Below are 22732 nucleotides of genomic sequence, written 5' to 3'. Positions count from 1 at the left end.
AAGAGGCTTCAAGCCTCTTTTTCATTTTCTTGCCTGCAGATGGATTCAGTCCAGTTGCGAGGTGCAGCAGGGGCAGCGGCTGGCTTTCAGCGGCACGCTGGACAGGCAGTAACGGCATTCCTTGGTCGCTGGTGCCGGGGCTGCTTCAGCCGGTGCTTCGCGCTTCAGTTTGTTGATGGCCTTTACCAGCATGAAAATGGCAAAGGCAACAATGGTGAAGCTCACCAGAGAGTTGATGAACAAGCCGATATTCATGGTGACTGCACCGGCCTGCTTGGCGGCGGCAACCGAGGCATAAGGGCCTGCCTGCTTCGCGCCTTCCTTCAGTACCAGAAACAGGTTGGCAAAGTCGACATTGCCAACCAGTAAGCCGATGGGGGGCATGATCACATCATCGACCAGTGATTTGACGATGGAGCCAAAGGCACCGCCAATGACCACGCCGACGGCCAGATCAATCACATTACCCTTGACGGCAAATTCCTTGAATTCTTTCAGAATGGACATGGCAGATCCTTTGATTTTTGTTTAATACAGTGTTAACCAAAAAATAGTTTAGCATGAATGCGCGGCGGCCGTTGTCACTGCCTTCTTGGGCAGGCAGGTTTTATATTGTCAAAATCAAAGCAAAAATCAAAGGAAAGTGCGGCAGTAGGCAGCCAGAAAAACAAAAAACCGCCAGCGGTGGCGGTTTAATATCAGAGTAATGGCTCCCCGAGCAGGGCTCGAACCTGCGACCTGCGGATTAACAGTCCGTCGCTCTACCGACTGAGCTATCAGGGAACAAAACACGGTGCATTGCGAGAGTGGCTCCCCGAGCAGGGCTCGAACCTGCGACCTGCGGATTAACAGTCCGTCGCTCTACCGACTGAGCTATCAGGGAATAACCGGGCAATGCTTAAATTGTGGTTTCTTGGCTCCCCGAGCAGGGCTCGAACCTGCGACCTGCGGATTAACAGTCCGTCGCTCTACCGACTGAGCTATCAGGGAACATCCAAGAGAGTGCGAACTATACCGATGCGAATCAGGCCTGTCAACGCTTTGGCCGTTATTTTGACAGCTTTTTCATGGCCCGTTCCCGGCATGGGAACTAAGTCCATGAAGCGAAAAGATTATCGCAACTGCATGGCCATGGTTTCCGTGATGGTACTGGCAGAAAATGATGGGAAAAAGTAAAATTCTTGACTAATTTAGTGTGCTAATCACAGGTGTTGCTACATGAACAAGCCATGGCAGGTGTGGGTAGAGAAAAATCAAGGTGATGTTGGTACTGAAAACCGGGTGGAGTTTCCGGATTTTTTCCGGCAGGTTGCGGCTGTGCGCGATGGAAATGCACTGGCCATGCTGGACGGTTTCAGCATTATCCAGCTAGACGGTGAAGATGCCGAAACTTTTCTGCAAGGCCAATTGTCTGGTGACATCCGCGCTGTTACGGATGGCATGGCCAGCTTCAGTACCTATTCCACCGCCAAGGGACGCATGCTGGCAAGTTTTCTTATCTGGAAACAGCAGGCCACATATTATCTGATGGTTTCATCGGAAATCTGCCAGGCAATTGCCAAGCGCTTGAGCATGTTTGTCATGCGTTCCAAGGTAAAAGTACAGGTGCTGGATGCAGAACACTTCAGTATTGCCGGTGCGCGCGGCAGGCAATTGCAAGCTGATATTGAGCAGTTTTTTGCAGTCGCCAGCCCGGCACCCCTGACGGTACTGCATGGCGCTGCAGAAACGGCTATCGCATTGCCGGAAGGCGGTTATCTGCTGAAACTGGCGGCGCATTCCGCCCTGCTGCCCACCTTGCTTGCAGCAGAAGCCACTGCCGTGTCATCGGCGGCATGGCGTATCCGCGATATTGATGCGGGTATTGTCTGGGTGGAGCAGGCGACCCAGGAGCAATTCGTGCCCCAGATGGCAAATATGGAGCTGATTGGCGCGGTCAGTTTTAAAAAGGGCTGCTACCCTGGGCAGGAGATTGTGGCGCGTACCCAATATCTTGGTAAGTTGAAACGTCGCTTATTCAAAGCCAGACTGTCTGCATTTGCCGCCGTGGGCAGCAAATTATTTAGTCCGGAAGTGCCAGAGCAATCCATAGGGATGGTCGCAGCCATTTGCCCGGTTGCTGAGGATGCATACGAGGCATTGGTTGTCGTCCAGACTGTTTGCTGGGAAAAAGGTGTTTATCTGGAGCCTGAGTATCTCACCCGCCTTGAGCGTTTGAGCTTGCCTTATGTTACTCAGGATGAATAAGCTTCTGGTTTGTTTACTAAATTTTAACCATTTGACCTTGACGAGTGGATAGGCTTTTGGCTAAATTGAATTTGTTTGTTGTCAAACCAAATAATAAGGGCGGAAAAATGGATATTAGCAATCTGAGTTTTACCGAGCTGGTAGCACTGAAGAACGATGTTGAAAACGAAATCAAACGTCGTGAATCTGAAGAAAAAACCAAGGCCAAAAAGCAGATCATCGAACTGGCCAAGGCTTATGGCCTGAGCGTGGAAGAGGTGCTGGGCAAGGTTGGTGGCGCAGTACGCAAGCCGGTGGAAGCTAAGTATCGCCACCCGCAAAATGCCGATCTGACCTGGACCGGTCGTGGTCGCAAGCCGGTATGGGTACAAGAATTGCTCAATGCTGGTAAAACGCTTGAAGATCTGGCCATCTGATGTAACATGACACTGACAAGTGCATGAAAAAAAGCGCCTGCATGGGCGCTTTTTGTTTTTGCATGCAAGTTCTTCTTGCTGATTTGCCTGCGTGTATAAATACTGATAAGAATGAACAGTATACGCGGTACTATCAACGATCCCCGTCATCATGACCGACTGAAAGTTACGACATGTTGGACTTTTTCTCCCGAGGCTCAAAGAACAAGTCAGACCCTTTGGCCAATGCGGCGGCTGCCAAGGTATATGCCGATGCGCTAAAGCAGGAATACGGCGCTGCTGCACATGAGAAAATTACCGAGATGTTGGCTGAGGTAAATGCCCTTTCCCCGCATGTCACGGCCGATCTGCTGGATGCGGTGTTGACCTTGAATCTGGAAATGCAGCCGCTACATGAAAACCTGTGTAGCCAATATTTCATGAATACCCGCATGCCAAAGGTATTGGAGGGGCAGCTTCGTTCGCAGATTCTCTCCTTTGGCAAACAATTCCTCGAGTTTTACCAGCGTGCGCTTTCTGTGGATACCAGCTTGCAGCAGGAGGAGCGCTTGCGGGCAATGCTGCCCTTGGTGGTGGTGCGCATGATGCATTACTTCGGCGAGTTTGCCCGCTGGCAATATCTGCGGCATTTCAGTCCGGATGACGTGTTCTGGCTCAATGTAAACCAGCTATATCGTTTTGCTGAGCAAATGCACATTGATTCCACACCTGTTTTCCTGTTTGGTGAGGATAGTCCCGGCACGACGGTGCAGGATCAGTATCTGATCATGTTGATGCTGTCCCTGCTGAGCAGTGGCAACCTCACCCTGCGGCAGTTCAATTTCTCTTATCAAATCCTGTGCCTGGTTTCCAATCGCATGTCGCTGCAGGCGCAGTTTTCGGAAGAGGCCAGTTTTGCCGTATGCCTGACCGAGGCCAAACCTGCGGTGCGGGCCAATGCGAGTTTTGTCAGTGATGCGGCCCGTTTCTGGTCCACGGTTGACATGGTGGAAATCATTCATGGCTGGGCCACTGTCATGGAAGGGGGGCGTTTGCCGCCCGAGTTGAAGCCTTTGGTGGAGCCTGGTATCGATGCCAGCCTGTTGCGCATGCTGTGCCGCGAGTGGGCTGCCAAGCCGGTGCGTTTTGAGCGTGCCGAGCGTATGGCCGTGACCAACCGTAATCTTGAGGTTGCGCATCGCCTGTCGGCACTGCACCGGTTGATACGCCAGCCGGATGAAGCCAGCATGGTGCAGACACGCCAGGCGGATACCGATAGTTTTGATGATGCGGCCAATATTCGCATTTACGGTTTTGTCACCAGTCGCAAGCGGGATCGCAGCACCTTGGCGTTGGCACCATTGAACATGTCTGCGGATGTGCCGCAGCCGACTGTGCCGCGAGACGAATTTTTGCGCTGGTCGGTGGAAAATGTGAGTCAGACCGGCTTGGGGGTGACGCTGGATTCACTGGGTAATGAGTGGGTGAGCCTGGGCGGTCTGGTTGGCTATCGTGACGTGGAGAGCAGTAACTGGAGCCTGGGACTGATTCGCCGGGTGAAGCGGGCCAGTCAGCGCGAGCGCATCTATCTGGGGCTGGAGACATTGTCCAGCCGGCCGGTGGCGGCCTCCATCCGTCCGGTGGATGCCAAGCTGATTGATCCTAGCCTGCCACCGGATATGGTGTGGCTGTCAGGGCATATTTCTCTGTTTGTGCCATTCGATCGTGGTGGGCGGCGCATCAATGCCCTGATCATGCCGATCTCGGTGTATACGCTAGGCAAACAGTACTATATGACGGCACGTAACAAGCATTTCCAGATTGCGCTGGGCAAGGTGCTGGAAAAAGGCAGTGACTGGTGTCTGGCTGAAATTGAGCTGGTGAAGGCGCTGGAAAAGTTGCCGCTGGTGATGTAAGCCGTTTGTCATGTTGGTAATAGAAAAAGCCGGAGCGCATGCTCCGGCTTTTTTGCATCAGGAAGGACGGTGATTCAGCGTAATTCGTTGATCACGGCATAGATGGGGGTCAATACCGCCTCGCCCATGCGCAAGCTGCGTTGGCCATTCCAGCCATAGTCGTCGTCCGGCAGGTTGGCATTGTCCTTGAACGGCATTTCCAGGGTAAAGGCCAGGCATTTGAAGTTTTCCCCTACCCAGTTGGTGGCCAAGCTGAGGTTGGCGCTGCCTGGGACGTCCTTTTCGTAACCCACTTCATCCTGGAAGTCGGGGTTGGCCACCATCAGATAGTGCTTGAACTTGTCTTCCAGTTGGCGAATGGTGTCGTTATACGAAGGCACGCCTTCGGTGCCGGCAACAAACACATAGGGCAGGGATTCGTCGCCGTGAATGTCCAGGAACAGGTCAACGCCGGTTTCCAGCATTTTGTTGCGTACCAGCAGCACTTCCGGACTCTTGTCGGCGGAAGGCTCCAGCCATTCCCGGTTCAGATTGGCACCTGCGGCATTGGTGCGCAGATTGCCCAGAATCGAGCCATCCGGATTCATATTGGGCACCACGTAGAAGGTAGCCTTGTCCAGCAGGGCGCGGGAGGTGGCATCCAGCGGGTCCAGCAGACGGTTGAGGAAGCCTTCGACAAACCACTCGGCCATGGTTTCGCCGGGATGCTGACGGGCAGTCACCCAGATTTTCAGGTCGGATTCGACTTCGTGACCAATGGTCAGCAGATTGATGTCACGGCCCTGCACGGTAAAGCCCAGATCATGTATCTGGCACAGGCCGGAGCCTTGCGCCTGACCCAGCAGGTTCAGGTGCTGCTCATGTGAATAGGGTTCGAAGTAGGCGTAGTACACGCTATTGGCCAGCGGAACGTGCTCAACGGTCATCACCTGGCCATCGTACTGTGCCGGAACGCGGAACCAGTTGATGCGGTCGTAGGAGGCCATGAGCTGGTAGTTGGTCCAGCCTTCGGGATAAGCACACTCACCGGCGTTCAGAAAGCGCAGCGTACAAGCCTGGTAGGCTGCGCCCTGCAGGCGGAAATAAAACCATTGGGCAAAGTCAGAGGCATTGTCACGCGGAATCCGCAGCTGGATGTCGTCGAAACTCTCCATGGAAACGATTTCGATACTGCCTGCGTCAAAGTTGCTGCTGATTTTCATGCGTTGAACCTGTGGTCTTTGCGGGAACTCAAAGATGGAATTGTAAACCTGCAGTGGCTCGCGTGCATCAGGAAAACAAAAAACCCCGCCATAGCGGGGTTGTTCTGTGTTCCAGGAGGAATCAGGCGCGCTTGGTGGCAGTCTTCACCGCATCGGCAGTGGCGCTGCTGGCAGCCTTGATGCTGCTGTCGGTGAATTCGGCAACCTGCTGGGCAGCCTTGCTGAAGCTGTTGACGGCGGCAGCGGCAGCGGCCAGGGAGGTCTTGACCGCGTTCAGCGCATTGTCGGAACCAGCCGGTGCATTCTTGGCGGCACCTTCCAGTGCGGTAATCAGGTTTTTGTTGAAGCTGCCGAGGTTTTCTTCAGCCAGTTTGGACAGTTCGGTCTGGGCAGCGGAAACGATTTCGTACACATTGCGGGAGTTGGCAACGGCCTTGTCCACCGACTGGCTGGTCAGCTGGTTGAACTGGTTGAGCGCCTCCTGGGCGTCAGTGGCACCTGCCAGCGCCTTGGCAACCTTGACGTTTTCTTCCAGAGTCTGCTTGGAAGCTTCCAGATTCAGCTTGACCAGGCGTTCGGCGCTGTCCAGGGAGATTTGGGCTACGCGCAGGGCAGCTTCAAAGCCGGACAGGGAGATTTTGCTCAGTTGATCGTTGGTATTGAACATGTTTTTAACCCTCATCATTGGATTTCGTGGAAATGACCGACAAGCTCTGTGTTGATTGATCTCTAAAGATTATCTTTTTATATTGCACTGCACAATGAAGGTGGAATGTAGCATGCGCTGCGAAAAGGGCATAGAAGTTTTGCTCTAGCTTGTTGTATTTATGATAAATTGCGGATGCACAACACCAACGACAATAATCCGGGAGTGTTACATGAGTGTTGAAAAAAGGGTCATCAAGAAGTACCCGAACCGTCGCCTGTATGACACGGCGACCAGTTCCTACATCACTTTGGGAGACGTGAAGCAACTGGTGCTCGAGAACGTGGACATCCAGGTTGTCGATGCCAAAACGCAGGATGACATCACCCGCAGCGTGCTGCTGCAGATCATCCTGGAGGAAGAAAACGGTGGCATGCCCATGTTCAGCTATGAAGTGCTGACGCAGTTCATCCGCTTTTATGGTCAGGCCATGCAGGGCATGATGGGCCCTTTCCTGGAAAAGAACCTGCAACTGTTTGGTCAGATGCAGCAGAAATTGCAGGAGCAGACCCGCGCCATCTACGGTGACAAGGCGGTGTTCAACTCCACCATGTGGGGTGAGTTCATGAAGCTGCAGGGGCCGGCCATCCAGAATGTGATGTCCAGTTATATGGAGCAGAGCACCGGCATGTTCCTGGAAATGCAGAACCGCATGCAGGAGCAGACCAAGCAACTGTTCAGCGGTTTTGCCTTCCCCGGCTATGTGCCACCTGGTAAGGACGATACCGACAAGTCCTGATGTCTGTTTCAGAATCAGCCCGCGTAAATGCGGGTTTTTTTGTGTCTGTATTCCTGCTGTTGTACCCCGTCTGCGGCTCTTGCGATTGCGTCGCCGCCTGGCTGACCGCGCTGGCGCGGGATGCGCGCGTGCCTGACTACCCCTAGGTGCTGCCGCGTAGGGCGGTGGGTGATTCTTGCGTCGCAGGACGCAGCTTTTGCCCGGACAGGGAAGCGGCAGAAGATATTGCTGCCAGTGTCGCAGTTGTGCATCCCCATCGATACGGGTGGCAGGGAAGGGTACATTTCTCCGGCGCAGGATTTGGTGTTGCTGCGGTGAAAGCCCTGTGTGCAGGGCAGGCAATGATTGCCCTGGTGCTTGGGGCCGGTGGAGGATTTTGCCCATCTGCATCAGCGCATGTGCCAATTGCGGCGTCCGGCCGTCACGGATTCGTCGGATCGCCCGTATTGCCCATGAGCGCGCTTTACCCGGCCTGAATGACAACAGCCCCTGTCCACGTGGTGTGGGCAGGGGCTGTGTTGTTTCAGTCTGCTGTGCGGCGATTACAGGCTGGGGAAGGCAAACTGCGAAGCCTCGTGGCTGGCGCGTTGCGGCCAGCGCTGGGTGATGGTCTTGCGCTTGGTGTAGAAGCGCACGCCATCCGGGCCGTAGGCGTGCAGGTCGCCAAACAGCGAACGCTTCCAGCCGCCAAAGCTGTGGTAGGCCACCGGTACCGGCAGCGGTACATTGACGCCCACCATGCCCACTTCGATTTCGTCGCAGAACAGGCGTGCTGCTTCGCCATCACGGGTGAACAGGCAGGTGCCGTTGCCGTATTCGTGGTCGTTGATCAGCTGCATGGCGTCTTCCAGGCTGTTCACCCGCACGATGCACAGTACCGGGCCGAAGATTTCTTCTTCGTAGACCTTCATGCCGGGCTTGACGTGGTCGAACAGGGTGCCGCCGACGAAGAAGCCTTCTTCGCAGCCGGATACCTTCAGGCCACGGCCATCCACCACCAGCGTTGCGCCTTGCTCCACGCCGCTGTCGATATAGCCCACTACCTTGTCGCGTGCCGCACCGGTCACCAGCGGGCCCATGTCCAGACCGCAGGAGGTACCGGCACCGATTTTCAGTTCGGCAATCTTGGGCTTGAGTTTTTCTACCAGCTTGTCGGCCACCTGGTCGCCCACTGCCACCACCACAGAAATGGCCATGCAGCGCTCGCCGCAGGAGCCATAAGCCGCACCCATCAGTGCGTTGACGGTGTTGTCCAGATCGGCATCCGGCAGCACCACGGCGTGGTTTTTGGCACCACCCAGCGCCTGTACGCGTTTGCCGCGCTTGTTGGCCTCGGTGTAGATGTATTCGGCAATCGGGGTGGAGCCGACAAAGCTGATGGCTTTTACTTCCGGTGCTTCGATCAGGCCGTCTACCGCTTCCTTGTCGCCGTTGATTACATTGAGCACGCCTTGCGGCAGGCCGGCTTCATGCAGCAGTTGGGCAATGAACAAGGTGGAGCTGGGGTCGCGCTCGGACGGCTTCAGGATGAAGCAGTTACCGCAGGCAATGGCCAGCGGGTACATCCACAGCGGCACCATGGCCGGGAAGTTGAACGGGGTGATGCCGGCCACCACGCCCAGCGGCTGGAAGTCGCTCCAACTGTCGATATTGGGGCCGACATTGCGGTTGTACTCGCCCTTGAGCAGTTCCGGCACGCCGCAGGCGTATTCCACGTTTTCGATGCCGCGCTGCAGCTCACCCACCGCGTCTTCTAGCGTCTTGCCGTGTTCTTCGCTGATCAACTGGGCAATCTTGTCGCGGTTGGCTTCCAGCAGTTGCTTGAAGCGGAACATCACCTGGGCGCGCTTGGCCGGCGGGGTTTTGCGCCAGGCCGGGAAGGCGGCTTTGGCACTGGCGATGGCGGCGCGGATGATGTCCTGGTTGGCCAGGGCCACTTCGCGTACCGGCTTGCCGAGCGAGGGGTTGAAGACGGCGCTGCTGCGGCCTGCCTGCTGGACAAGCTCACCATTGATCAGATGGGCGATAGTGCTCACGTTGGATTCTCTCTTTGAATGCGTGGTGTTGCTGTGCATGAAATGGGGTGGATCAGGCCAGGTTGTTCAGGACGCCGCCCACGGCATCGAACAGGGTGTCGAGCTGTGCCGGGGTGGTGTTGAAGCTGGGGCCGAATTGCAGGGTGTCGCCGCCAAAGCGCACGTAGAAACCAGCCTGCCACAGCTTGATGCCCGCCTCGTAGGGGCGGATGGTGGCATCGCCGTCGCGCGCGGCCAGTTGGATGGCACCGGCCAGGCCGCAGTTGCGGATGTCCACCACATGCTGGCTGCCCTTGAGCGCATGCAGTTTGTCTTCAAATACCGGTGCCAGCGCCAGCGACTGTTCGATCAGTTGTTCGCGCTTGAGCACTTCCAGCGTGGCCAGGCCGGCGGCGCAGGCCACCGGGTGGCCGGAGTAGGTGTAGCCATGGGTGAATTCGATGGCGTGCTGCGGCAGGTTCTGCTGCATGAAGGTGTTGTAGATTTCCTTGGAGGCAATCACCGCACCCAGCGGTACCGCGCCGTTGGTTACTTGCTTGGCGGTGTTCATGATGTCCGGGGTGACGCCAAAATAATCGGCACCGGTCCACTTGCCCATGCGGCCGTAGGCGGTGATCACTTCGTCAAAAATCAGCAGGATGTTGTTCTGGCTGCAGATTTCGCGCAGACGTTGCAGATAACCCTTGGGCGGCACGATGACGCCGGACGAACCCGACATCGGCTCGACAATGACGGCGGCAATATTGGACGCATCATGCAGCTCGATCAGCTTGAGCAGTTCGTTGGCTAGCTCCACGCCGCCGGTTTCGGCCATGCCACGGGTGAAAGCCATGCCCGGCTGCAGGGTGTGCGGCAGGTGGTCGGCATCCATCAGTTGGCCGTACAGCTTGCGGTTGCCGCCGATGCCGCCCAGCGAGGTGCCACCGATGTTGACGCCGTGGTAGCCACGGGCGCGGCCGATGAAGCGGGTTTTGCTGGGCTGGCCTTTCAGACGCCAGTAAGCCTTGGCCATCTTGATGGCGGTGTCGGCACACTCGGAGCCGGAACCGGTAAACAGCACGTGGTCGAGGCCTTCGGGCATGATGCCGGCGATTTCCTCGGCCAGGCGGAAGGCCAGCGGGTGGCCGTACTGGAAGCCCGGAGCGTAGTCCAGCGTGCCCAACTGGCGCGCTACCGCTTCCTGGATTTCCTTGCGGTTATGACCGGCACCACAGGTCCACAGGCCGGACAGACTATCGAAAATACGGCGGCCCTTGTCGTCGATGAAGTAATTGCCATCAGCCGCCACGATGATGCGCGGGTCTTGCTTGAATGCACGGTTGGCCGAGAAGGGCATCCATTGGGCGTCGAGTTTCAGATCGCTGGGGGTAAACACAGAATGCGGTGCAGACATGGTGGCTCCTGATGCCATGAGTGATGGTGACAGCATGCATCAAACAATAGGTGAGTTAAATTGAAACTTATAAACGTAAAGGTTTATTTTTTCTTACGTAATGTGGTTGGATATGGCAGAGCTTGGTGCAAGCTGGCCGCTGCCAGCGGCGGGCAGGCTGTCTGTTGCTGTGGCCGCTTTGTGCTGTGCCAGCTTCCAGGCGCGCGGGGTCAGGCCGCTGTGGGCCTTGAATGCGCGCGACAGCGCGGCTTCGCTGCCATAACCCACCGCATCGGCAATCAGCTTTAATGCTTGTCCCCGGCGCAGCATTTGCTGGGCCAGGCTGATGCGCCAGCCTTGCAGATAGGCACCGGGGGTACAGCCCACCGTGTCACGAAAGCTGTTGGCAAACACGCTGCGTGACATGCCGCAGCTTGCCGCCAGCGCATCCAGCGTCCAGTCTTGTTGCGGTTGTTCATGCATGGCCACCAGGGCGCGGCGCAGTCGGGGGTGGGACATGCCCGCCAGCATGCCGCCGCGTATGGCCCCCGTCTCCATCAGATAGCGCAACAACTGGATGAATACCGCTTCGAACAGGCGGTCCAGCAGGGCCTCTCGGCCACAGTAGTGGTTGAAGGCCTCGGTAAACAGCAGCTCCAGAATGGCTTGGGTGCCGGGAATGTCCTGCAGCGGCACGCAAACCACATTCGGCAGCGCCCCGGCCAGCGGGTTGTCAGCACCGCCGTCGAATTGCAACTGGGCGCAGGCGAGGGTGGCACCGGTTTGCGGATCGCTGATAAAGCGCCGTGCCAGCGGGCGCGGGTAAAACAGCAGGCTGGGTTCGCCAATATGCAGCGTAGCCTGGCCGGGGTGTTCCACGGTCAGCTCGCCGTGCTGCACCAGATGTAACTGCCCGCCGCTCTCTGGCGTGTCAAAGCGTGTCACCCCGCACAGGCTGCCGGAATGGAACAGGCGCGCACGCACCGGGAAGTGATGCAGCAAGGCGTCCAGCCTGTCGGTACAGGTATCCAGCACTTTGCGACTCCTGATCAATTTATCAATACTTTTTGTAGCATATCGTATTGGCAAGCGCGGTAAAGTGGTTTCTGCCAAACGGCTTGAATCCCCCACTCATGCAATACAAGGAATCCACCATGTCCATTGAAAAAGTCCTCTACCGCGCCAATGCCACCGCCACCGGTGGTCGTGAAGGCAGTGCCGAATCGTCTGATGCCGCCTTGAAGGTGCAATTGTCCACCCCGCGCGAACTGGGCGGTGCCGGTGGTCCGGGCACCAATCCCGAGCAATTGTTTGCCGCCGGTTACTCGGCCTGCTTTCTGGGGGCGCTGAAATTTGTGGCGCTGCAAGACAAGGTGGCCTTGCCTGCCACCACCACGGTGAACGCTACCGTGGGCATCGGCCCGATTCCCACCGGCTTTGGCATCGAAGTGGATTTGCAGATCAGCATTCCCGGTGTGGATGCAGCCAAGGCGCAAGCGCTGGTGGACAAGGCGCATATTGTCTGCCCGTACTCCAATGCCACCCGTGGCAATATCGACGTGCGCCTGCAACTGGTGTAAGCCACGACTGCTGGCAAGATGCCATCGTGATGACCCCCGCCTGGCCGGGGGTTTTGGCATTTCAGCGCCATCAAGGCAGGCTTAGCCGGCAGTCCGGCTGCGGCAGTCTGAAATCCAGCCGCTGTCGGGCCACAAGTTGCCAGCGCAAGGCGGTGTTGGCAGAAGCCGCGCAGGTATGCACTGGCAAATCGCTGTATAATCTGGCGTTTTTCATTTTTTGCACTACGCCACATGTCCAAAGCTCCTCGTATCGGTATGGTTTCCCTTGGCTGTCCTAAAGCCCAGAGCGATTCCGAACACATTCTTACCCGCCTGCGCGCGGAGGGTTATGAAATTTCCTCCTCTTATGACGGGGCTGACCTGGTGGTGGTCAACACCTGTGGTTTCATTGATTCGGCGGTGACCGAATCGCTGGATGCCATTGGCGAAGCGCTGAATGAAAACGGCAAGGTGATTGTCACCGGCTGTCTGGGTGCCAAGGATGGCGTGGTACAGAATGCCCACCCGTCGGTGCTGGCCGTCACCGGCCCGCATGCCACCGATGAGGTGATGGATGCGGTACATAACTACCTGCCCAAGCCGCACGACCCCTTTGTTGATCTGGTGCCGGATATCGGCATTCGCCTGACGCCCAAACACTATGCCTATCTGAAGATTTCCGAAGGCTGTAATCACCGCTGTACCTTCTGCATCATCCCGTCCATGCGTGGCGATCTGGAAAGCCGTCCGGTACACGATGTGCTGCGTGAAGCGGCCAATCTGGCCCGCGCCGGGGTGAAGGAGCTGCTGGTGATTTCGCAGGACACCTCGGCCTATGGCGTGGATGTCAAATACAAGCTGGGCTTCCATGACGGCCGCCCGGTGAAGACCCGCATGACCGAGCTGTGCGAGGAGCTGGGCAAGCACGGCATCTGGGTGCGCCTGCACTATGTTTACCCCTACCCGCACGTGGATGAAGTGATTCCGCTGATGCGCGACGGCAAGATCCTGCCTTACCTGGATATCCCGTTCCAGCATGCCAGCCAGAAAGTGCTGAAGCTGATGAAGCGTCCGGCCAATAGCGACAATGTGCTGGCGCGCATCAAGAAATGGCGCGAGATCTGCCCGCAGTTGGTAATCCGTTCCACTTTCATTGTCGGCTTCCCCGGCGAAACCGAAGAAGACTTCGAAGAACTGCTGCAATTCCTGCGTGAAGCCCAGTTGGATCGCGTGGGCTGTTTCACCTATTCCGCAGTCGAAGGTGCTACCGCCAACGACTTGCCGGATCAGGTGCCGGAAGATGTGAAAGAGGCGCGCAAGGAGCGCTTCATGGCAGTCCAGGCCGAAATCAGCGCCCGCAAGTTGGAAGCCCGTATCGGCCAGCGTCTGACCGTGCTGGTGGATGAAATCGACGACGAAGGCACCGCCATCTGCCGCAGCTATGCCGATGCGCCGGAAATCGACGGCCTGGTGTTTGTGGAAGACGCGACCGGTCTTGAGGCTGGCCAGTTTGTCGAGGTGGACATTGTCGATTGCAGCGAGCACGACCTGTGGGGCGAGCGCGTCTGAGTCTTGGCCGCGGATGACAAGTCAAAGCAACGGCGTTCCTGCGGGAACGCCGTTTTTGTTGCTGCCGCTTAGTCCTTGAACGCGGGCAGGCTCAGCGTGAAGCAGGCCCCGCCCTGCGGGAGATTGGCCGCGCTCAGCATGCCGCCATGGCGCTCGACAATGCCATAGCTGATGGACAAGCCAAGCCCGGTGCCCTTGCCGATGGGCTTGGTGGTGAAGAAGGGGTCGAAGATCAGTGGCAAGGCTTCCTCACTGATGCCGCTGCCATTGTCGTGCAGTTGCAGTTCCACGCTTTGTGCCTGACGGGTGATGCTCAGTTCCAGCCGGGGCTTCATGGTTTTTTCGATGGCATCAAACGCATTCTGGATCAGGTTCACCAGCACTTGTTGCAACTGGTTGGCCGAGCCACACACCCAGGCGGGGGCGTCCAGCCCGGTGTTGATGACTTCCACCCGGAAGGGCGCGGCACGGCTGACCCAGTGCAAGGCGCGTTGGGTGAGGTCGGCCAGGTCCACCCGCTGGCGGGTGTTTTCTTCCACCGCAGAAAAGCGCTTGAGTGCATCCACGATATGGCCGCTGCGCTCGGCACCTTCCATCAGGCCGGCGCTGAGCGAGGGCAGGTCGGCAATCAGGCGGTCGATTTTCAGTTCAATGCGCAAGGCCTGGTTTTCCGCGCTCAGGTCATGGGCGTGGATGGCGTTCAGATAACGGGTGAGCTTGCCGGCATAGCGCTGCATGGCGTGGGCATTGCCCAGCACAAAGCTGATGGGATTGTTCAGCTCATGCGCCACCCCGGCCACCAGCCGGCCCAGCGAGGCCATTTTCTCGGCTTGCACCAACTGCGCCTGGGCTGATTTGAGTGCCTGATGCGCCGCCTGTAACTGGGCATAAGCACGCTTGAGTTCGCCAATCGGACGTCCCACGGCGACAAAGCCGCTGTAACGGCCTTCACCGTCATACAAGGGGCTGACATTCCAGGTGACCGGCACCGGTTCTCCCTGCTGGCGGGGCAGGGCGATTTCCACATCCTGCACATCGCTGCGACCTGCTGCCAGCAGGGTGGCGATCTGGCTGCGTGCCTGGCTGTCTTCCACCAGTTCGGCCAGTTCGCGGCCAACCAGCTCGCTTTCTGCATGGCCGGTCAGTTGCAGCATGGCGCGGTTGACCTGGCGTACCTTTCCCACCGTATCGCACACCACCAGCACATCGGTCATGGCGGCCAGTACACCCTCGGTAAAGTGATGGGCTTCGGCCAGCTCACGGTGCTTGGTTTCCAGCGTTTCCTGTGAGGCCACCAGCTCGCTATACACCTCGTCCATGCGCTGGATGACGTCTATCCAGGCTGCTTCGGCCAGCTCCTGTCCGGCAGCGGCAAGGCTGTCGTCCGGCAGGCTGACCGGTGCATTCAGGGCATGGTGCGGGGCTGTCATGGTCTGGGGTTTCCTGTGGGCCAAGGGTAATGCCTATCCGGCTGCGGGCAGAGTCCCGTTTGTGTGCTTGCCATTTTATGCCGAGGCGAGTCTGGTGGGCAGCTTTTCTCTGGAGGGGAGCGGGCAGTGCGGTGTTTGCTTGCTTATTCAATCAGGCATTGGATATTTACATTTTTTTAAATATGAATATGGCTTGCAGAATAATGCAAGATGAAAAAAGCATTGTCATGCAGCGGTTTTGACTAATCCATCCAGACTATAGCTAACTGAAAAGACTATTTTTTGCGGCGGTGGCATTCGCTACACTGTTTTTCATATACAGATATTTTAAATAATATCTTTCAAAAAAATCGTTAAAAAGAAAGTATTTTAATAGAATTAACTTTTTGTTGAAAAAGATCGCAGACCGTCATATGATTGATATACTTTCTACTTAGTATTCACCTTTAGTTTGCCAAATCTTCTGGTGTAACTTGACCGGACTTGGCATGACGGCAGTTTGTTTTGCATTACACATGATTTAAATAACGCTAACCGGTCAAGCTTGATTGGTAAGCCGTCCACCTCTATGCCTAACCATGGTTTTTCATGGTTTGAATAGCATTATTTTCGTGCCGATGCCGCATTAAGCTGTGGTGTCGTGGCATGAACTTCAGCCTGATCATTTGGGGTTTTCCATTTATGCGTATGCGCTGCATGCGCAGGCCGGCTTGCGTGCCTGGCGTCGGGAAAGTTCCAACTGAGGCGCTGGCTGTGCATGCAAGACCAGCGATGCAAGCTTGTCTGACAGCCTTATGTGACACCCAGGGGGCGCCATGGCAGGGCCGGTGCCGGATTTCTTTCCGTCTTTCAAAATGAAACCAGACTGAAACCGCTATGCGAAAACTAGTCTTGGCCATCGGTATGGCCGTCGGCGCGCTGGCTGCCTCGGGGGAGGCCGCGCCACTCTGGAAGAGCAAGGCTTATGATGCGGCCATCATCCAGGCACGGCAGGGGAATATCCGGCCTGCGCTGAAGATGCTGGAAAGTGAGGCGGCCCGCGGGCCGTTGGCCGCACCCTTGCTCAATGATTACATCACCTTGCTGTGCTGGGATCAGCAGTACGCCAAGGCCATGCAGGCCAGCCAGGGCCGGGAAGGGGAGCTGCATGCCGATACCCTGCGGCTGCTGGCGGCCAATTTGCGTGGCCACAAGGAGTTTGGCAATGCCAGCCGTCTGTTTGGTTTGGCGCGCGAGCGGGGTGGCGACATCAGCAGCAGCATCCAGCAAGCCATGAGTACGGCCGAGGGCGGCGACATCACCCGCGCGCTGGACATCCTGAACCAGACCAATCCGGTATCGCGCGATGATGTGCTGGAGCTGACCCGAGCGCGGGCTTATGTGCTGATGCTGCATGGCGATCAGGCCCGTTCGCTGGATTACATCCAGGACAATCTGCGGCGCTACGCCGGCGACCCGGTGCTTGAGCGGCTGAAGCTGGATGTGCTGACCCGGCTGGGTCTGCCTGATCTGGACGGCAAGTCCGGCACCGCACTGAGCGAGAAGGAGCGGCAGCAGATTCTCAACGTCTCCACCATCGAATTGAAGGGGGCTGGTGAATTCACCACCGAAACCTACAAGCGGCTGATTCCGGCAGCATCCTTCTTCAATAACTACGTGCTGCTGTTAAGCCAGAAAAACCACCTGGACAGCGCGCTGGACATTGCCGCGCACAACCCGGCCTTGCTCACCCGCAAAACCCTGGCCGTGCTGCAGCAAGCCAGCGACAGCCAGGGTAAACCGGCGCAGCACGAGCAGGTGCGGCAGTGGATCAGCCAGTATTACGGCATTGACGGCGATGATGCCGGAACGCTGGTGGATAGCAGCGAAGTCGCTCCGGTCAGCCCGGAGCTGGCTGAAGTGCGCGCCCATGCCGATGCCTTGCGCCGCGAGGGAGCTTATGCGCAGGCGCTGGTTTATCTGACGAAGTGGCAGGCGCAGTATGCCGACGATCCGGTGCTCAATGCCCAGTACCGCAGCGTGCTGGCCTCGCTGGAAATGATGGATGCGCAACGCAGTCTGTTGTCGCGCCCGGCGCTGCCAGGGCAGGATCCGGCATGGTCGCTGGATCTGCAGCAAGGGCAGCAGGCCATCGAATGGGCACAGGTGCGGGCTGATCTGGATGAAATCCGCGAAATGCAGCAGACGCTGGACCAGGCGCTGGCGCAGAACGCCCGCTGGCTGGATGCGCCTGGCCATTCGCCAGCCATGCAGGCGCGTACCATCGACATCCGCCTGCAATTATTGCAGCGCCGTGGCCGCACCGAGGATGCCATCAAGTTGTTCGAGCAGAATCAGCAACTGCCTTACTCCGCCAATGGCCATGCGGCGGTGGCGGCATGCTATCTGGTGCGCAAGCAGCCGCAACAGGCTGCCCGTCAGTTTCAGAATGCGCTGTCCCGCGTACGCCGCGATGACCCCAAGGTGGAATGGCAGGTGGGCCTGGCCTATGCCCAACTGGAATCCGGCCAGTACCGCGCGGCCAGCAAAACCATTGCGGATGCCAGAAACGCCACGCCGCGTACCATGGCCGATCCGCTGACCGGCAACCGGCGCTTTAATCCGGACTACCTGTCGCTGGCCTATCACCAGGCGATGATCACGGCATTTCTGGGCGATGTGAAAGGCGCGCAGGTGCAGATGGACAGCCTGCTGGACCTGGCGCCGTTTGCCGCGCAAACCCGTATCGGCATGGCGCAGATTGCCCTGTTGCTGGAGTCGCCCACCACCACCAAGGCCATGCTCAAGCGGCTGGCGGTGGACGACGGCCCGGAGAAAAACTGGGACGTGATGGTGGGGCTGGTGGAAGCCGACCTGGCGCGGCAGGACTTCCAGCAAGCGCGACGATTGCTGGATGAACTGGAAAGCATGCCGGTGGATTCGGCGGAAAGCCGGCTCAAGCTGAGCGAACAGCAAGAGCAGTACCGCGCACTGACCGGGCCGGAGCTGGTGGTGGAAGCCGGGCATGACCTGGGCAGCAGCCAGGGCACCAGCATGCACAATGCCTATGACAGCCAGACCCGGCTGTACAGCGCCACCTATAACAATCTGCGCGTATTTGCCCAGCACCAGTTCCAGACCGCCGACTTTGCCTCCACCAGCGGGGTGGGCAGCGACAAGGTGCGCTTTGAAACCGCAGGCTTGGGCCTGCAATACCGCAGCCAGTACGGCACCGGCGAGATCGGCGGCTTCAGCCAGCTGGATGGCCACGCCATGCAAGGCGGCTTTGCCGGTTTTGACTGGACGGTGAACGACAACTGGCTGCTGGGCCTGCGCTACGAGAAAAACAGCATGGCCACGCCGCTGGAAGCACGCCAGAGCGGGGTGTACGCCAACCGCCTGCTGGGCAAGCTGGAGTACAAGCGCGACGACCTCACCACGGTGGAATTTGAAGCCTCGCAAATGGACTTCACCGATACCAACCGCCGCCAGGGCTTTGCGCTGACGGTGAACCAGACCCTGATCAAGGGGCCGATCTACCAGCTCAACGGCATTCTGGAAGCCAGCACCAATCACAACGACGTGCTGGACACGGCCAACTACTACAGCCCGCACCGCGACCTGGATACCAGCATCACCCTGATGAATGACATCACGCTATGGCGCTATTACGACAACAGCTTCCACCAGCGCATCGGCATCAGCGGCGGACGCTATTACGAAACGGCCTTTGGCAGCAAGAACACCTGGGCCTACACCATCGAACAAGTCTGGGATTTCAAAAAGGGAGGGGAGATCCGCTACGGCTTCTCACGCTCCATGCACCCCTATGACGGGGTGTCGGACGGCAGCAACCGCATCTATCTGTTCCTGGACTGGAAAATCAAATGAAAAACCTGATCCGCACTCTGCTGCTGGTGCTGGGCATGCTGTTGTCGCTGCATGCCGGTGCCAGCGCCGCCAACTCCAAACTGATCATCCTGTGCTACCACGAGGTGGCCGAAGAGGCTTTGTCGCTGTCCGACCCGTATGCGGTGGATGTGCAACTGCTGTCGAAGCAACTGGCCTGGATGAAGGGGCAGGGCTACCACTTTGTCAGCGTGGACGACATCCTGGCCGACCGCAACGGCACCCGCCCCTTGCCGGAAAAAGCCGTATTGCTGAGCTTTGACGATGGCTACCAGAGCATGTACAGCAAGGTTTTCCCCATTCTCAAGCAGTTCAAGGCCCCGGCGGTGGTGGCGCTGGTGGGGTCCTGGCTGCTGCCGCGCGACGATCAGGAAGTGCAGTACGGCGACATCTGGGTGCCGCGCAGCCGTTTTCTCAGCTGGGATGAAATCAGGGAAATGAAAGCCAGCGGGCTGATTGAAATTGCCAGCCATTCCTTTGCCATGCACAAGGGGGTGACGGCCAATCCGCAAGGCGGCTCCGAACCGGCTTATACCAGCCCCAGTTGGAGCGAGGGCAAGTACGAAAGCTATGACGCCTACCTGGCCCGCGCTGCGGCAGACATGAAAAAGAACAGCGACTTCCTGGCGGAAAAGCTGGGCGAACGTCCACGGGTGATGGTGTGGCCCTATGGTGCTTACAACTTCCGCGTGACCAAGCTGGCGGGTGAGCTGGGCATGCCCATCACCATGAGCCTGGACGATGGCATCAATACCGGCAAAACCCCGCTGCAAGCCATGCGCCGCGTGCTGATGGATGCGCGCACCAGGATTCCGGAACTGGCCTTCCAGTTTCACCAACTGGAGAAATTCCCCGACGGCGTGCGCCCGGAATCCAGCCGCATCATGCATGTGGACCTGGACTACATCTACGACCCGGACCCGGCCCAGCAGGACCGCAATATCGACGCCTTGCTGGACCGGGTAAAGGCCATGGGCGTGAGCACGGTCTACCTGCAAGCCTTTGCCGACCCCAAGGGTACTGGCGAGGCCGAAGCGCTGTATTTCCCCAACCGCTACCTGCCGATGCGCGCCGACCTGTTCAACCGCGTGGCCTGGTCGCTGGACACCCGCTGCGATGTGAAAGTGTATGCCTGGATGCCGCTGCTGGCTTTCAAGCTGCCGGACAGCAACCCGGTGGCCGGCAAGCTGGTGCTGGCTGCCGCGCGTGACGGTTCGCCACCGCAGGTGAAAGGCTATCGCCGCCTGTCGCCGTATTCGGCTGAGGCCCGCGCCACCATCCGTGGCATTTACGAAGACCTGGCCCGTGGCGCCCACTTCCATGGCCTGCTGTTTCATGACGACGCCACCCTGTCCGACGATGAAGACGTCAGCGCCGACGCCCAGGCCTGGTATCAGCAGCAGGGCCTGCCGCTGAACCCGGCCGAGGCACGCAAGGACCCGGCCATGCTGGCCGCCTGGACCAGCGAAAAGATCAAGCGGCTGGATGACTTCAGCCTGGAACTGACCGAGCTGGTAAGGATTTACGAACCGGCGCTGAAAGTCGCCCGCAACTACTATGCGCCGGTGGTGCTTAACCCGGCCTCGGAAACCTGGTTTGCCCAGTCCTACCGCAGCGGCCTGCAGCATTACGACTACGTTGCGGTGATGGCCATGCCTTATATGGAGCAAGCCGAACAGCCCAAAAAATGGATGCAGAGCTTGCTGCACGACGTCAAGGACATTCCGGGCGCGCTGGACAAGACCGTGTTTGAACTGCAGGCCACCAACTGGCGCACCAATCAGCCGGTACCGACAGAAGAGCTGGTGGACACGGTGAATACCCTGCACGAGCAAGGCGCGCGTCACTTTGCCTACTACCCGGATGACCAGTTCAAGGACCAGCCAAAGCTGTCGGTCATCCGGCGGGTGTTTTCCATGAAATCCAACCCGGCCGAATAAGGGGAGACCAGCATGAGCACGCTGATTGCAGTGATTCTGGCCTTCGCCTTCTACTACCCGCTGTTCATGGCCTGGCTGTGGATGCAGGGCGCGCTGTTCTATTACTGGCATTACGAGCGCAAGGACCCGCCAGTCTCCCAGCCGCCAGTGCTGGATTACCCGCCGGTTTCGGTCATCATCCCTTGCTACAACGAGGGGCAGAATGCGCGGGAAACCATAGGCGCTGCGCTGGCGCTGGATTATCCGGAGTTTGAAGTGATTGCCGTCAACGACGGCAGTACCGATGACACCGGCGACATTCTCAATGAACTGGCGGCCAGCAACCCGCGCCTCAGGGTGATTCACCAGTCGCCCAACCAGGGCAAGGCGGTGGGGCTGAATACCGCGCTGGCCTTTTCGCGCAATGAATACCTGCTGTGCATTGATGGCGATGCGGTGCTGGACCGCTATGCGGCCAAATGGCTGCTGCGCCATTTCATCAACTCGCCGCGCGTGGCCGCAGTCACCGGCAACCCGCGCATCCGCAATCGCACCACGCTCCTGGGGCGGCTGCAGGTGGGCGAGTTCACCGCCATCATCGGCTTGATCAAGCGTGCGCAGCGCTCCTACGGACGGCTGTTTACGGTATCGGGCGTGATCACCGCCTTTCGCAAGTCGGCGGTGATCGAGGCCGGCATGTGGAGCGAGGACATGCTGACCGAGGATATCGACATCAGCTGGAAGCTGCAGCACAAGCACTGGGCGGTGCGCTTTGAGCCGCATGCGCTGGTGTGGATCCTGATGCCGGAAACCCTCAAGGGCCTGTTCAAGCAGCGGGTGCGCTGGGCCAAGGGCGGCACCCAGGCGCTGATGCGCAATGCCTGGGTGTTTACCAGTTGGCGGCACCGTTATATGTGGCCCATCTACCTGGAGTATTTCCTCAGCGTGGTGTGGTCGTACAGCATGGCCTTCGTCATTGGCTACTGGCTGGCTTCGCTGCTGTTGCCCAGCGTGCTGCAACCCATTTCCAGCCCCTTCCTGCCCGGTTGGTACGGCCTGCTGCTGGGCTATACCTGCCTCACCCAGTTTGCCGTCAGCAAGGCCATCGACAGCCAGTACGACAAGGGGCTGGGCCGGAATTACTACTGGATGATCTGGTATCCGCTGGCGTACTGGCTGCTCAATGTGCTGACCTCGGTGTACGCCTTTCCACAAGCTGTCATCAGAAAGAAAGGGACCCGGGCCCGCTGGACCAGTCCCGATCGGGGAGTTCACCATGGAAAGTAGTGCCGACAAACTGATTATCGAAGCGCCGCACCTGCTGACGCCGCCGCAGCGCTTCTGCTCCTGGTTCTTCACCGCCCTGGGCTGGCTGGCATGGTGCTATCTGTGGCTGCCAGCCATGCTGTGGTGCTGGAGGGTGGTGCAGACCGGTGTGCTGTTTGATACCTCGGGGCGCAGCGGGGAGTTGATCACCCTGGGCATCTATACCCTGATTGGCGCTTTCCTGGGCCTGACACTGGTGGTGTGGGCCTTATCCAGCTACTACAAGTACAAGGGCTCGGACCGGCGCAAGAGCCGTGGTGACACCCACCCGCAGGATGTGGCCGAGCAACTGCACATTCCGCTGGAGGTATTGCTGGCCGGCAAGGACCGCAAGGTGATGGTGGTGCATCATTTGCCTGATGGCGGCGTATCCAGGATAGAAGCCTTGTCCTGATACTGGCGGCACCGATAAATCTGCCCCTTGCGGT

The 22732-nt window shown here is 58.2% G+C and carries 17 protein-coding genes and 3 tRNA genes; 10 read left to right on the top strand and 10 right to left on the bottom strand.

The window, feature by feature from the left end:
- Positions 1 to 45: 45 nt before the first annotated feature.
- From mscL to DLM_RS11950, 4 genes are all read right to left on the bottom strand, one after another.
- Entirely contained in the window at positions 46 to 507 is a 462-nt protein-coding gene (gene mscL / locus DLM_RS11965) for a large conductance mechanosensitive channel protein MscL (protein ID WP_089086155.1), read from the bottom strand.
- Between the two features lie 200 nt (positions 508 to 707).
- Positions 708 to 783, bottom strand: a tRNA-Asn gene (locus DLM_RS11960).
- Positions 784 to 807: 24 nt separating this feature from the next.
- A tRNA-Asn gene (locus DLM_RS11955) sits at positions 808 to 883 on the bottom strand.
- Positions 884 to 914: 31 nt separating this feature from the next.
- Positions 915 to 990, bottom strand: a tRNA-Asn gene (locus tag DLM_RS11950).
- Positions 991 to 1218: 228 nt separating this feature from the next.
- Here DLM_RS11950 and DLM_RS11945 point away from each other — a divergent pair.
- The 3 genes from DLM_RS11945 (at position 1219) to DLM_RS11935 (ending at position 4558) form a co-directional block, all read left to right on the top strand.
- Positions 1219 to 2247, top strand: coding sequence for a YgfZ/GcvT domain-containing protein (locus DLM_RS11945; RefSeq protein ID WP_089086156.1), 1029 nt, complete (start codon positions 1219 to 1221; stop codon positions 2245 to 2247).
- 56 nt (positions 2248 to 2303) lie between these two features.
- Complete coding sequence (locus DLM_RS11940; RefSeq protein WP_331852730.1) at positions 2304 to 2663, top strand: H-NS histone family protein; 360 nt, start codon at positions 2304 to 2306, stop codon at positions 2661 to 2663.
- Between the two features lie 173 nt (positions 2664 to 2836).
- Positions 2837 to 4558, top strand: a complete 1722-nt coding sequence (locus tag DLM_RS11935; protein WP_089086158.1) for a hypothetical protein — start codon at positions 2837 to 2839, stop codon at positions 4556 to 4558.
- Positions 4559 to 4632: 74 nt separating this feature from the next.
- On the opposite strand, the gene DLM_RS11930 is transcribed toward DLM_RS11935, so the two are convergent.
- Both DLM_RS11930 and DLM_RS11925 read right to left on the bottom strand, forming a co-directional pair.
- Positions 4633 to 5760 carry a M14 family metallopeptidase gene (locus tag DLM_RS11930; protein ID WP_089086159.1) on the bottom strand — a complete coding sequence of 376 codons (1128 nt, stop codon included), beginning with the start codon at positions 5758 to 5760 and terminating at the stop codon, positions 4633 to 4635.
- Positions 5761 to 5881: 121 nt separating this feature from the next.
- Positions 5882 to 6427, bottom strand: a complete 546-nt coding sequence (locus DLM_RS11925) for a phasin family protein (protein WP_089086160.1) — start codon at positions 6425 to 6427, stop codon at positions 5882 to 5884.
- 211 nt (positions 6428 to 6638) lie between these two features.
- Between DLM_RS11925 and phaR the strand changes: the two genes are divergently transcribed.
- Positions 6639 to 7205 (top strand): polyhydroxyalkanoate synthesis repressor PhaR, encoded by a 567-nt coding sequence (gene phaR, locus DLM_RS11920; protein WP_089086161.1) that lies wholly within the window; start codon positions 6639 to 6641, stop codon positions 7203 to 7205.
- A gap of 542 nt (positions 7206 to 7747) precedes the next feature.
- Here the strand turns inward: phaR and DLM_RS11915 are convergent.
- The 3 genes from DLM_RS11915 to DLM_RS11905 form a co-directional block, all read right to left on the bottom strand.
- A complete protein-coding gene (locus tag DLM_RS11915; protein ID WP_089086162.1) occupies positions 7748 to 9241 on the bottom strand; it encodes a CoA-acylating methylmalonate-semialdehyde dehydrogenase in 1494 nt (497 codons plus the stop codon).
- Positions 9242 to 9293: 52 nt separating this feature from the next.
- A complete protein-coding gene (locus DLM_RS11910; protein WP_089086163.1) occupies positions 9294 to 10634 on the bottom strand; it encodes an aspartate aminotransferase family protein in 1341 nt (446 codons plus the stop codon).
- 93 nt (positions 10635 to 10727) lie between these two features.
- On the bottom strand, positions 10728 to 11648 hold the full coding sequence (locus DLM_RS11905; RefSeq protein ID WP_089086164.1) for an AraC family transcriptional regulator: 921 nt from the start codon (positions 11646 to 11648) through the stop codon (positions 10728 to 10730).
- A 119-nt stretch (positions 11649 to 11767) separates the two neighbouring features.
- On the opposite strand from DLM_RS11905, the gene DLM_RS11900 reads away from it, so the two are divergent.
- Together DLM_RS11900 and rimO are read left to right on the top strand one after the other, a co-directional pair.
- Complete coding sequence (locus DLM_RS11900; protein ID WP_089086357.1) at positions 11768 to 12193, top strand: organic hydroperoxide resistance protein; 426 nt, start codon at positions 11768 to 11770, stop codon at positions 12191 to 12193.
- Between the two features lie 231 nt (positions 12194 to 12424).
- Entirely contained in the window at positions 12425 to 13741 is a 1317-nt protein-coding gene (gene rimO / locus DLM_RS11895) for a 30S ribosomal protein S12 methylthiotransferase RimO (protein ID WP_089086165.1), read from the top strand.
- Between the two features lie 68 nt (positions 13742 to 13809).
- Here rimO and DLM_RS11890 read toward each other — a convergent pair whose 3' ends face one another.
- Positions 13810 to 15171 (bottom strand): sensor histidine kinase, encoded by a 1362-nt coding sequence (locus tag DLM_RS11890; RefSeq protein WP_089086166.1) that lies wholly within the window; start codon positions 15169 to 15171, stop codon positions 13810 to 13812.
- 876 nt (positions 15172 to 16047) lie between these two features.
- Between DLM_RS11890 and DLM_RS11885 the strand changes: the two genes are divergently transcribed.
- From DLM_RS11885 to pgaD, 4 genes are read left to right on the top strand one after another with little or no spacing between them, the layout of a single operon-like run.
- Entirely contained in the window at positions 16048 to 19041 is a 2994-nt protein-coding gene (locus tag DLM_RS11885; RefSeq protein WP_145985841.1) for a hypothetical protein, read from the top strand.
- Positions 19038 to 20999, top strand: coding sequence for a poly-beta-1,6-N-acetyl-D-glucosamine N-deacetylase PgaB (gene pgaB / locus DLM_RS11880; protein ID WP_089086168.1), 1962 nt, complete (start codon positions 19038 to 19040; stop codon positions 20997 to 20999). Before DLM_RS11885 ends, pgaB begins: the two co-directional genes overlap by 4 nt.
- 12 nt (positions 21000 to 21011) lie before the next feature.
- On the top strand, positions 21012 to 22265 hold the full coding sequence (gene pgaC, locus DLM_RS11875) for a poly-beta-1,6-N-acetyl-D-glucosamine synthase (protein WP_089086169.1): 1254 nt from the start codon (positions 21012 to 21014) through the stop codon (positions 22263 to 22265).
- Positions 22255 to 22698 (top strand): poly-beta-1,6-N-acetyl-D-glucosamine biosynthesis protein PgaD, encoded by a 444-nt coding sequence (gene pgaD / locus DLM_RS11870; protein ID WP_089086170.1) that lies wholly within the window; start codon positions 22255 to 22257, stop codon positions 22696 to 22698. The genes pgaC and pgaD overlap by 11 nt, the downstream gene beginning before the upstream one ends.
- Positions 22699 to 22732: the final 34 nt, after the last annotated feature.

The sequence above is a fragment of the Aquitalea magnusonii genome, assembly GCF_002217795.2.
In the GTDB taxonomy this organism is placed as follows: domain Bacteria; phylum Pseudomonadota; class Gammaproteobacteria; order Burkholderiales; family Chromobacteriaceae; genus Aquitalea; species Aquitalea magnusonii_B.
The sequence above is the reverse complement of the archived record's forward strand: the minus strand, read 5'-3'. Positions and strand labels throughout refer to the sequence as shown.